This window comes from Sphingobium sp. EM0848 (assembly GCF_013375555.1).
Taxonomy (GTDB): Bacteria; Pseudomonadota; Alphaproteobacteria; order Sphingomonadales; family Sphingomonadaceae; genus Sphingobium.
Genome location: NZ_JABXWB010000001.1, coordinates 2,433,505 through 2,444,882 on the forward strand (window position 1 = coordinate 2,433,505; position 11,378 = coordinate 2,444,882).

12 protein-coding genes are annotated in these 11,378 nt (G+C 65.3%); 6 read left to right on the forward strand and 6 right to left on the reverse strand.

Translation table 11 applies throughout. The annotated features are described in order from the left end of the window. Nucleotides 1-113: 113 nt before the first annotated feature. Nucleotides 114-572, reverse strand: coding sequence for a preQ(1) synthase (queF, locus tag HUK73_RS11800; protein ID WP_176592061.1), 459 nt, complete (start codon nucleotides 570-572; stop codon nucleotides 114-116). A gap of 102 nt (nucleotides 573-674) precedes the next feature. Between queF and HUK73_RS11805 the strand changes: the two genes are divergently transcribed. From HUK73_RS11805 to HUK73_RS11830, 6 genes are all read left to right on the forward strand, one after another. Beyond that, the gene (locus HUK73_RS11805; protein ID WP_176592062.1) at nucleotides 675-1,919 is read left to right on the forward strand and encodes a hypothetical protein; all 1,245 of its coding nucleotides are present in this window, start codon (nucleotides 675-677) and stop codon (nucleotides 1,917-1,919) included. Between the two features lie 161 nt (nucleotides 1,920-2,080). After that, nucleotides 2,081-2,929, forward strand: coding sequence for a sulfurtransferase (locus HUK73_RS11810; RefSeq protein WP_176592063.1), 849 nt, complete (start codon nucleotides 2,081-2,083; stop codon nucleotides 2,927-2,929). Then, complete coding sequence (metC, locus tag HUK73_RS11815) at nucleotides 2,926-4,149, forward strand: cystathionine beta-lyase (protein ID WP_176592064.1); 1,224 nt, start codon at nucleotides 2,926-2,928, stop codon at nucleotides 4,147-4,149. The genes HUK73_RS11810 and metC overlap by 4 nt, the downstream gene beginning before the upstream one ends. Next, nucleotides 4,146-5,402 carry a mechanosensitive ion channel family protein gene (locus HUK73_RS11820; RefSeq protein ID WP_176592065.1) on the forward strand — a complete coding sequence of 419 codons (1,257 nt, stop codon included), beginning with the start codon at nucleotides 4,146-4,148 and terminating at the stop codon, nucleotides 5,400-5,402. The genes metC and HUK73_RS11820 overlap by 4 nt, the downstream gene beginning before the upstream one ends. 255 nt (nucleotides 5,403-5,657) lie before the next feature. Continuing rightward, the gene (locus HUK73_RS11825) at nucleotides 5,658-6,446 is read left to right on the forward strand and encodes a TorF family putative porin (RefSeq protein ID WP_176592066.1); all 789 of its coding nucleotides are present in this window, start codon (nucleotides 5,658-5,660) and stop codon (nucleotides 6,444-6,446) included. Between the two features lie 109 nt (nucleotides 6,447-6,555). Next, nucleotides 6,556-7,077 (forward strand): sterol desaturase family protein, encoded by a 522-nt coding sequence (locus HUK73_RS11830; protein WP_176592067.1) that lies wholly within the window; start codon nucleotides 6,556-6,558, stop codon nucleotides 7,075-7,077. 27 nt (nucleotides 7,078-7,104) lie between these two features. On the opposite strand, the gene HUK73_RS11835 is transcribed toward HUK73_RS11830, so the two are convergent. The 5 genes from HUK73_RS11835 to HUK73_RS11855 form a co-directional block, all read right to left on the reverse strand. Next, nucleotides 7,105-7,986: a class I SAM-dependent methyltransferase gene (locus tag HUK73_RS11835; RefSeq protein WP_176592068.1), complete on the reverse strand. Its 882-nt coding sequence runs from the start codon at nucleotides 7,984-7,986 to the stop codon at nucleotides 7,105-7,107. 3 nt (nucleotides 7,987-7,989) lie between these two features. After that, nucleotides 7,990-9,390: a threonine synthase gene (thrC, locus tag HUK73_RS11840; RefSeq protein WP_176592069.1), complete on the reverse strand. Its 1,401-nt coding sequence runs from the start codon at nucleotides 9,388-9,390 to the stop codon at nucleotides 7,990-7,992. Between the two features lie 44 nt (nucleotides 9,391-9,434). Beyond that, on the reverse strand, nucleotides 9,435-10,061 hold the full coding sequence (locus tag HUK73_RS11845; protein ID WP_176592070.1) for an SURF1 family protein: 627 nt from the start codon (nucleotides 10,059-10,061) through the stop codon (nucleotides 9,435-9,437). Beyond that, on the reverse strand, nucleotides 10,058-10,468 hold the full coding sequence (locus HUK73_RS11850) for a DUF983 domain-containing protein (RefSeq protein WP_176592071.1): 411 nt from the start codon (nucleotides 10,466-10,468) through the stop codon (nucleotides 10,058-10,060). The genes HUK73_RS11845 and HUK73_RS11850 overlap by 4 nt, the downstream gene beginning before the upstream one ends. Before the next feature lie 77 nt (nucleotides 10,469-10,545). Further along, complete coding sequence (locus HUK73_RS11855) at nucleotides 10,546-11,376, reverse strand: cytochrome c oxidase subunit 3 (protein WP_176592072.1); 831 nt, start codon at nucleotides 11,374-11,376, stop codon at nucleotides 10,546-10,548. Nucleotides 11,377-11,378 lie beyond the last annotated feature (2 nt).

Genomic DNA, 11,378 nt, shown 5'->3' on the forward strand with positions numbered 1-11,378 from the left:
ATGACAGGGGGATCGCCCCTTTCACCTCATCGGTCAAGTCGGGCGCCCCGTCGCTGATGTCGTTAGTCGAAGCTTGTTGTTCGTTTGTCAAACAGAGGAATGGCGATCAACCCTCAGCCCCGGCCGCGATAACCCGGCACATCCTGCGCAGGCAGCCACAATCCGGCCGGCGGCTCGCCGGATTGCCAGAACACATCGATGGGAATCCCCCCGCGCGGATACCAATAGCCTCCAATCCGCAGCCAGATCGGGTTCATCTCAGCAAACAGCCGTTCCCCGATCCCCACGGTGCAATCCTCGTGAAAGGCCGCATGGTTGCGGAACGATCCCAGGAACAGCTTCAGCGACTTCGATTCGACGATGGTCGCGGCGGGCGCATAATCGATCACCAGATGCGCGAAATCGGGCTGCCCGGTCACCGGACAGAGCGAGGTGAACTCCGGCGCGGTGAAGCGCACCAGATAGGGCTTGCCCGGTCGGGGATTGGGCACATAGTCCAGCACGGCGTCTTCGGGGCGCGTGGGCAGGGCGCTGCTTTGCCCCAGATGAAGTGGAGTCGGCATGTCAGTCATGGGCAGGCCGTCTACGCGATTGCACGGCAGATGTCATCGTCACGCCTCTCTTGCCTTTCATTCATGACAGGTTCAACAGACGCCATGCCTTGGCTGCCACCCATGGGGTTCCGTTTTTCGCTTCTGCTCGCCGCGCCGCTGTTGCTGGCCGCGCCCGCCCTCGCCCAGCAGGAGAACAGCACGGAACCGGTCTTCAACCTGCCGAACACGCCGCATCCGCAAACGACCAATCCCAACAAGCAGGGACCCGAGCTCGACGTCTTCCGTGGCGCGCCGACAACCGTGACGCCGCCGCCGGTGGTCCTCCCGACGATTCAGGTGCCGCCCGCCGTCACCCCCGCGCCGCAGCCCGCGCCCCAGCAGCAGCGCCCACGCCGCCCGGCGGCGCCCCCCGCGGAAACCCGGCGCGCGCCTGAACCGACGCCGCCCGTGGCAGGCCCAGCGCCAATACCCGTCGCACCGGCTCCAGCGCCCCAACCGGTCGAGAATCAGGCCCCGCCAGCCACCGGCAATGCCGCCGCCCCCGCACTCCAGACACCACCGCTGGCGCCCGCCGAAGAGCCGGCCTCCAACTGGCCCTGGATTGCCGGGACAGCCGTTGCCGTCGCTCTGATCGGCGCCTTCCTCTGGCTGCGTCGCCGCAAGCCGGAAGCGGCCGAGGCGCCGGTTTACGAAACGGAGCCCGCCCCCCCGCCGTCAGCGCCCCGTCCCATGCAGCCCAAGCCTGCACAACCGCAGCCAGCACAACCGCAGCCAGCACAATCCAGGCCCGTTCCCGTCCCGCCGCCGGCCAAGCCCGAACCCGCGCCTGCCGCCATCGATCGCCCCTGGCTCGACCTGGCGATGGAGGTGCATGCCGCCCGCCTGACGCTGATGGGTGCAACCATCGGCTATAGGCTGACACTCCACAATCGCGGCACCCGCGCAGCGGAGGATATCCTCGTCCGCAGCCTGATCGCGAATGCCGATGTCCAGCAACAGCCGCTGTTCCAGCAGTTCTTCGCCGGTGAAACCGGCCTCCCCGTGCACTCCATCGTCGCCATCGCGCCGGGCGAAACGCAAAAGCTCACCGGCGAAATGCGTATCGATGCGCAGGAAATCGCGGCGATCCAGATGGGCCAGCGCGCCCTGCTGATCCCGCTGATCGCTTTCGACGCGCAATATCGGTGGACGGGGGAAAGCGAAGGCGTTGACAATCAGGGAACCGGCCGCACCGGCGGCGCCTTCATCGTGGGCGAGGAACAATCGCCCCCGGTCGAGCGCCTCGCTCCTTTCCGCCTCGACCTCGGCCCGCGCCAATATCGCACCCCCGGCAGCCGCGCGACCGCACTTTCGCTTGCCAGCTAAAGCATTTTCAAGCTGACCGTTGACGGTCAACGGCTCGGAAAATGCGGCGTCAAAGTGCTTGAGCCTTTTCGCCTGGAGCGCAAATGCTCTAAAATCGATCGGCCCTTCCCACCTTCGCCTGCCGACCCTAGAAAGGACGCCAGCACGAAGGAAAAGGCCGCATGGACATATTGATATCCACCGACTGGCTCGCTGGAGAGCTGGGCAAACCCGACCTCAGAATCATCGACGCCAGCCTCTTCCTCCCCGGCACCCCACGCGACCCCAGGGCCGAGTTCGAGGCCGCCCACATCCCCGGCGCCACCTTCCTCGACCTTCCCACCCTTGCCGACCCGGACGATCCGCGCCCCGGCATGCTGCCCACCGACGCCTTCATGACCGAGCGTTGCCAGCAGCTCGGCATCGACGCCGACAGCCGCATCATCGTCTATGACAACAGCCCCACCCACAGCGCCGCGCGCGGCTGGTGGATGATGTGCCTCTATGGCGTCGGCAAAAGCGCCGCGATCCTCGACGGCGGCCTCATCAAATGGCTGGCGGAAGGCCGTGCCACGGAAAGCGGCATCCCCACGCCTCCGCGCGGCAACGCCGTCGCCCATCGCGCACCCGCGCAGGTCCGCACCAAACAGGACCTGCTCGCCAATCTGGAAACCGGGGCCGAACAGGTGCTCGACGCCCGGGGCGCGCCCCGCTTCACCGGCGAGGAAAAGGAACCGCGCCCCGGCATGGCGTCGGGCCATATTCCGGGGAGCCGCAACATCCCCTCCTCGGCCTTCTACAATGCCGACAACAGCATGAAGCAGGGAGAAGCCCTTCGCCGCCTCTTCCTCGACGCCGGCACGGATTTCGATCGCCCGATCATCACCAGCTGCGGCAGCGGCGTCACGGCGGCCATCCTGCTCGCGGGCCTCGAACTGCTCGGCAAGACCGACGTCACCCTCTATGACGGCAGCTGGTCCGAATGGGGCCTCGACCCCGCCACGCCGAAGGAAACCGGCCCCGCAGCATGAGCGACAAGTCTGACAAGCGAGGGAAGCGCAAACCCCTCACCCATCTCGCCCAGGCAGGCCGCAAGCCCGAATGGACCGGCATGCCCGGTCAGCCCGGCGGCATCGTCAGCCCGCCCGTCTGGCGCGCATCGACCATCCTCTACGATGATGTCGCCCATCTGCGCAGCGCAGCGCGCGGCAGCACCCACGAACGCCTCTTCTACGGCCGCAAGGGCACGCCGACGTCATGGAGCCTCGCCGACGCCCTCACCGAAATGGAGCCGGGCGCCGAAGGCACGATGCTCTATCCCTCCGGCGTTGCCGCCATCGCCTGCGCGCTGATGGCGGTGCTGAAGCCGGGCGACCGGCTCCTCATGGTCGACAGCGCCTATGACCCCACCCGCAATTTCTGCGAACAGATGCTGCGCCCGCTCGGGATCGAGACGGTTTATTACGATCCCACCATCGGCGCCGGGATCGCGGACCTCATCACCGACACCACCCGCGCCATCTTCATGGAAAGCCCCGGCAGCCTGACCTTCGAGGTGCAGGACGTCCCCGCCATCACCGCCATCGCCCGGAAAAAGGGCGTCGCAACCCTGATCGACAACACCTGGGCGACCCCGTGGTTCTTCCCGGCCCTCGCCCATGGCGCCGACATCAGCATCCTTGCCTGCACCAAATATATAGTCGGCCATAGCGACGTCATGATGGGATCGGTGACGGCCACCCCGGCCTTCTTCCCCAAAATCCGCCAGACCGCCTATCTCTTCGGCCAGATGACCAGCCCCGATGACGCCTGGCTCGCCTCGCGCGGCCTGCGCACGCTGGGCGTTCGCCTCAACCAGCATCAGGCGAGCGCGCTGAAGATCGCCCAGTGGCTGTCCGAACAACCGGATGTCGCCCGCATACTCCACCCGGCACTGCCCTCCTGCCCCGGCCATGCGCTGTGGCAACGCGACTTCACCGGCTCCAGCGGGCTGTTCAGCTTCGTCCTTCAAGGCGGCGACGAACAATCTCGCGCCGCGCTGATCGACGGCCTCGCCCATTTCGGCATCGGCTATAGCTGGGGCGGTTTCGAAAGCCTCGCCTTGCCGGTCGATCCCGCCCGCTACCGCAGCGCCACGCTCTGGCAGGCCGAAGGTCCCGTCGTCCGCCTGCAAATCGGCCTCGAAGACCCCGACGACCTGATCGCGGATCTCGACGCCGGTCTTGCCCGCTTCCGGGCGGCGCGCGGATGACGCCGGGCTTCCCAGCCCTGCTTGCCCTGATCCCCGGCGACCCCGCCATCGTCCACCCGTTGGTCGCCCTGGGCCTTGCCGGGCTGATCTATCTCACGGCCGACGCCGTCGCCCATATCGTCGGCCCGCTGATGCGGCGCCGCATCCGCCCGCTGGGCGATGCGCTGGCAGGGCATCTTCGTCCGATCCTGCGCCATTTGCTGGCCGCCGGCCTGCTCATCCTGCCCGCCGCGCTCTGGCCGGTCGGCACCCTCGCCCATCTCCTGCTGGGCACCGCGCTGGCCTTCGCCCTGTCGGCGCTCGCCGTCCATATATTGCGCAGCCTCGCCATCCCGCGCTGGGCGGTGGTGCCGCTCGCCCTGCTCCTCTTCGTCACCATCCTCTCCAGCAGCAGCGGCGGCTTCGTGCCCGTGGCCGACATGCTGAACGGCGTCGGCATCAACCTTGGCAAGCGCCGCATCACCCTTCTCGACCTGATCAGCATGGCCGCCACCTGCGTCACCCTCTTCGCGCTCGTGCGCCTCGCCAACCGGATGATCGGGCGCAGCATCACGCATGCCCATGGCCTGGACGCCACGCAAAAGCTGCTCGTGCAGAAACTCGCCGCCATTGCCGTCATCGTCATCGCCTTTTTCGTCGGTGTCGATCTGCTGGCGATCGATCTCACCGCCTTCACCGTCTTTTCCGGCGCGCTGGGGCTGGCGGTCGGCTTCGGCCTGCAAAAGACCTTCGGCAACCTGATCGCCGGGCTCATCCTGCTGATGGACCGCTCCATCAAGCCGGGCGACGTCATCGTCGTGGGCGACAGCTTCGGCTGGGTGAACAAGATCGGCGTGCGCGCCGTCTCCGTCATCACCCGCGACGGCAAGGAACATCTGATCCCGAACGAAAATCTGATGACGCAGGAGGTGGAAAACTGGTCCTATTCCGACCGCAATGTCCGCGTCCGCATTCCCGTGGGTGTCAGTTTCGACAGCGATCTCAAACTGGCACAGGAACTGATGCTCCGCGCCGCGCAGGAAAGCCCCCGCGTGCTGCGCAATCCCAAGCCCAATGTGTGGCTGACCGCCTTTGGCGAGAACCGCGTCGAACATGACATATTGGTGTGGATCAGCGATCCGGAAGGCGGCGTCGGCAATGTGAAGTCGGACGTGCTCAACCGCCTGTGGCTGCTGTTCCGTGAACATGGGATCACCATTCCCTACCCGCAGCGCGTCATCCACGCGCCGCCTGGCGGCTCGCTGCCGCAATAGCTTTCCCTTACGGAAATTGCGGCCAAAAGCGCGCGAAAGGCCGCCTTCCGCCATAATCATGCCCGATTTTGTTGCAGACCAGCAACATTAGAGAAGCAAACGACACGCTGCGGCAATAAAATCTTGTGCGCCGCAGCGGGGACAGGCATCCATCAATCGTTGAGGCAACCCGGTCCATCCCGTGCAGGGTGATAGAGACTTGGGACCATGACGCAGGCGGGACGATCGCAGAATATTATCAAGGGGAAACCTAAAATGCGTAAGTCCATTCTCGGCCTCTCGGCCCCCGTTCTTGCATGCGCCCTTGCTGCCCTGTCGGCACCGGCCTTCGCTGAGGACGCACCTTCTTCGGACCTGACCGTTTCCGGCAACGCCGCCGTCGTCACCGACTATCGCTTCCGCGGCATTTCGCAGACCGACAAGCGCGTCGCGCTGCAGGGCGGCATCACCGTCACCCACTCGTCGGGCTTCTATGTCTCGACCTGGGGCAGCTCGATCGATGATTATGTCGCCAATGGCAGCGATCAGGAACTGGACCTGATCGGTGGCTATTCGAAGACCATCGGCGCGGCCACCGTCGATGTCGGCGTCCTCTATTATTACTATCCCGGCTCGCACGGTGCGAATACCGACTTCGTTGAGCCCTATGCCTCGATCAAGGGCACATTCGGCCCCGCGACCGCGAAGGTTACGGTCAACTATGCACCCAAGCAGCGGGCGCTTTCGATCGACGGCGGCCTGACCAAGAAGGATAATGTGTACCTCGCGGGTGACCTGACGGCCAGCATTCCCAAGACTCCGCTCGGCGTGTCGGCGCATCTCGGCCACAACTTCGGTCCCAGCCTGCTGACCTTCGCTGACAAGGGCTACACCGACTGGAACATCGGAGCGACCTATACTTGGGGCCACCTGACCTTGGGCGTCAGCTATGTCGACACCGATAAGAATTTCGTGTCGTCTTATGTCTCGGCGGACGGCACGCCCCGCACAACGCGCAATCTGTCGAAGGCGGGCGTCGTCGGTTCGATCACCGCATCGTTCTGATCGCCTGAAAAATCACGAAGAGGGCCGCGATCCACAAGGGTCGCGGCCCTTTTTCATGGCCCGCCCTTTCCCGGTCGCGTGCACACCGCCCAGACCCTATATAAGTGGCATGTCTGCCTTGCCGCTTGCCCTGATTTTCCTTGCCACGGTCGCCGCGATGGAAGGCTTCGCCTATGTCATGCATCGTTGGGTGATGCACGGACCGGGCTGGTTCCTCCACGCCAGCCACCACCGCCCACGCAGGGGCTTCTGGGAAGCCAACGACCTCTATTTCGTGATCTTCGCCATGCCCTCCATCCTGTTGCTGTTGGGCGGCGTGCAATGGCATTGGGGCGGCTGGGCAACAGCAACCGGCGCGGGCATCGCCGCCTATGGCGCGATCTATCTTGGCTTCCACGACATCATCGTCCACCGCCGGATCGGCCATCGCCTTGTCCCGCGCTCACCCTATATGAAGCGCATCGTCCAGGCCCATCGCCTGCATCATGCGGTCGAAAGCAGACAGGGCTGCGTCAGCTTCGGCTTCCTCGTCGCGCCCCGCCCGGAAGCACTGAAACAGGCTCTGGCGCGAACCGACCGCACGCATATGCGCGGTGCCGAGGTCCACACCCCCATATCCCCAATCAAATGATCGTGAACGGCTGAGCCGAGAACCGCTTCAGCGGCTCCACCGCGCCCAGATGGCGGTCGGCAACATCAACCCGCGCGCCTCTTCCCGCACCGTCAGTTCGCCCGCTTCCACCGTTCCCGGCAGATCGGCAAAGGCCTGTTTCAGCAATTCCCCGATCGCCAGCGCCGACATGCGCACGGCATAGACGGTCAGGAACAGAAAACGGCTGTCCGCGTCCAGCAACTGGCGGCAATTGGCGATAAGGCCCGGAAGATCCTCCTCCAGCCGCCACACCTCGCCATCCGGCCCACGCCCATATTTGGGCGGATCGAGCAATATGCCGTCATAGCGCCGCCCCCGCCGCACCTCGCGCGCCACAAACTTGGCGGCATCGTCGACGATCCAGCGCACCGGCCGGTCTTCCAGCCCCGACAGCCCCGCATTGGCCCGCGCCTGCGCCACCGATTTCTTGGAGGCGTCGACATGCACCATCTGCGCGCCCGCCGCGGCCATCGCCAGCGTGCCGACGCCGGTATAGCCGAACAGGTTCATGACCTGCGGCGTGTCCCCGGCGGCGATCTTGTCGGCAACCTTGCCGCGCATCCAGTCCCAGACCGGCGCCATGTCGGGAAAGAAGCCCAGATGCCGGAAGGGCGTGCAACTCGACTGGAAAGTCACCTCATTCCAGCGCAGCGGCCAGCCTTCGGCCGGCACGGGCCGCTCATAGAACCAGCGCCCGCCACCTTCCTCGTCGGAACCGGGCACGAATTCGCCATCGGCCTGCCAATCGTCCTGCGCTGGCGCCCACATCGCCTGCGGCTCGGGCCGGATGAAGCGGAAGCGGCCATAGCGCTCCAGCTTCCGTCCATGGCCCGAATCGATCAGGCCATAATCGGCCCAGGGCTCACCAGGAAGGGTTTGAAGGTCCACCCCTCAGGCCCTCGGCGTCGCCCGCTCCGCCACATAGGCCGTGACCGCGTCGAAAGTGCCGGGCAGCTTGGCATAGGCCTCTTCCCGCGCGAACAGGTCACCGACCCGCGAAGGCAGGCCCGGACGGATTCCGGTCGCCCTTTCCACCGCCGTGGGGAACTTTGCCGGATGCGCCGTCGCCAGCGTCACCACCGGAACCGCCGGGTCGAGATCAACCGTCCGCGCCGCCGCCAGACCGATGGCGCTGTGCGGATCGATCACCTGCCCCGCCGCGTCATAGGCCCAGCGCATCGCCATGGTCATGCCGTCAGCATCCACCCGCGCGGAGGTGAACAGCTTCGACGCCCCCTCCCGCTGCGCATTGGTCAGGCGCATCGCCTTGCTCGCCTCGAAGCCCTTCATCTGCTCGGCCAGCGCCTTGCCGTCACGCCCGCCGGCATCGAACAACAGCCGCTCGAAATTGGAGCTGACCTGGATGTCCATGCTCGGCGTCGCCGTCGCCACCACCTGGCCCTGGCTGTAGTCACCCTCAGCCAGCGCCCGATGCAGGATATCGTTGACGTTGGTGGCGACCATCAGCTTCGCCACCGGCAGGCCCATCTGCGCCGCGACATAGCCCGCGAACACGTCGCCGAAATTGCCGGTCGGAACGGAGAAGGCGATCTCCCGCTCCGGCGCGCCCAGGCGGACGGCGGCGTAGAAATAATAGACGACCTGCGCCATCAGCCGTGCCCAGTTGATGCTGTTCACCGCCGACAGGTTGAACCGGCGTGCAAAGGCCGCATCGTTGAACATCGCCTTCACCAGCGCCTGTGCGTCGTCGAAGCTGCCGTCGATGGCGATATTGTAGACATTGGGCGCCAGCACCGTGGTCATCTGGCGGCGCTGGACGTCCGACACACGGCCTTCGGGATGCAGCATGAAGATGTCGATCTTCGCCCGGCCCGCCACGGCATCGATCGCCGCCGATCCGGTATCGCCGGAGGTCGCGCCGACAATGGTCAGATGATCGTCCCGGCGCGACAGGAAACGCTCGAACAATTGGCCGAGCAGTTGCAGCGCGACGTCCTTGAACGCCAGCGTCGGGCCATGGAACAGTTCGAGCAGCCAGTGCCGGTGATCCAGTTGAACCAGTGGCGTCACCGCGTCATGGCTGAACCGGCCATAGGCGGCCGTGCACAGCTCGCGCAATTCTTCTTCGCTCAGCGATCCCGCGACGAAGGGCGCCATGACCCGCACCGCCGTTTCGACATAGGACAGGCCCGAAAGCGCGCGAATATCCTCGGCGGAGAAGCTGGGCCAGCTTTCCGGCAGATAGAGTCCACCATCGGACGCCAGCCCTGCCAGCGTCACATCCTCGAACCCGAGCGCGGGCGCGCTCCCCCTGGTGCTCACATATTGCATGATGGGGTAGCCCGGTAGCGCTGGACGCGCCTTGGAGCAAGCTTTTAAGGCGCCGGGGTCCGTCTGGCGACAGCCAGAAGATAGATGATGACGGCAATGGCGGCAAAGAAGAACCATTGCACGGCATAGGCCAGATGGTTGTTGGGCACATCCGCCGCCGCCGGGGGCGCCAATGGCTTGAGGCCCGGCACACCCTCTCCCGCAATCAGCATCGGCCGCAAAGGCAAGGCCTTGCCGCTGATCCGCGAGAGCAGGGAGCGATGATCCGGCTCCTCTCCGATCCATCCGCGCATCTGGCCGCCGCCCCATTGCGGTTTGGCATCGGGCCGGGCCGCCACGCCCGCCGCGACCAGCACACCCGGCCCCTCTGCTCCGGTCGCGCATTCGGCGATATAGCGATAGCCGGTCGATCCATCGGCCGCCCGGCCTGCCTCGCTATGCCAGCGGATCACATGCAGACAATGAACGGAGGATCGGCGGAAGAGCAAATCGGACGGCACGGGCGGAAAGGTTGGGAAAGTCACTGCGGGTCGCGCCGGGTTGGCGGCGACCAACGCAAGCATCGCTTCCTTTTCGGCCCGGCGCTGCAACTGCCAGACGCCAAGGCCGATCATCACCAGCACCGCCGCCGCGACGATCAGGGTCGGCAGGAGAGGCAGGCGCCGGATCATTGGTCACGCTCCCTGACCTTCAGCTGCCCCTCACGCGCCTTGTTGCGATACTCGAGGATCAGCAGCATGGCCTTCGCCACGCGCAGGCTCCCGACTACGGCCAGCACCGTCAACGGCGTCCACAACAGGATATGCAGCCAGAGCGGGGGATGCACCTTCAGTTCCAAGGTCAGCGCCAATGCCACCATCACGGCGCCAACGATCAGGGTCAGGAAGGCAGCCGGGCCGTCACCGACATTGAACTGCCCAAGATCAAGCCCGCAAGCCCGGCAGGAAGGGGCGAAGCGCACCGGCCCGACAAACATCGTCGCCGCGCCGCATTGCGGGCACGCCCCACGCGCCGCTGCCATCAGCAGGGGCTGCGATGCACCGGAAACAGGATCGGTCGATAGCATGGAATCAGGCATAGGGCCGCCTTTCCAAAAAGAAAACGGCCGGATCGCATCCGGCCGTTTCTACCCAAATCATGGACGAAGCCGTCCGATCAGCCGCCGTGGACCGGCGCGCCCCAGCCACCCCAGACATAGATGACGACGAAGAGGAACAACCACACGACGTCGACAAAATGCCAATACCAGGCTGCGGCTTCAAAACCGAAATGCTGGCGCGGGGTGAAATCGCCCCGATGCGCGCGGATCAGGTTCACGATCAGGAAGATGGTGCCGATCAGGACGTGGAAGCCGTGGAAGCCGGTCGCCATGTAGAAGGCGGAGCTATAGGGCGTGTGACCGAAGGGGAACGGCGCATGCGCATATTCATAGGCCTGGATCGAGGAGAAGAGCAGGCCGAGGATGACGGTGATCGTCAGACCCCGCTTCAATCCCTCGCGATCGCCATGGATCAGCGCGTGGTGCGCCCAGGTGACGGTCGTGCCCGAACAGAGCAGGATCAGCGTGTTGAGCAGCGGCAGTTCGAAGGCGTTCATCACCTCGATGCCCTTGGACGGGAACATCCCGTCGATCGGCGCGAGCTGGCTCGGGAAGAGCGAGAAGTCGAAGAAGGACCAGAACCAGCCGACGAAGAACATCACTTCCGATGCGATGAACAGGATCATGCCGTAGCGCAGATGAAGCTGCACCACCGGCGTATGGTCCCCGGCATGGGCTTCGGCAATGACGTTGCTCCACCAGCTGAACATGGTGAACAGCACGCCTGCCACGCCGATCAGGAAAACCCAGCCGCCGCCGGCCGGCATGGCGTCGGGATGCATCCACATGATCGCGCCAAAGGCCATGACCAGCGCCGACATAGAGCCGAATAGCGGCCAGATGCTGGGCGGAAGAATATGATAATCGTGGTTCTTGGCGCCTGCCATGA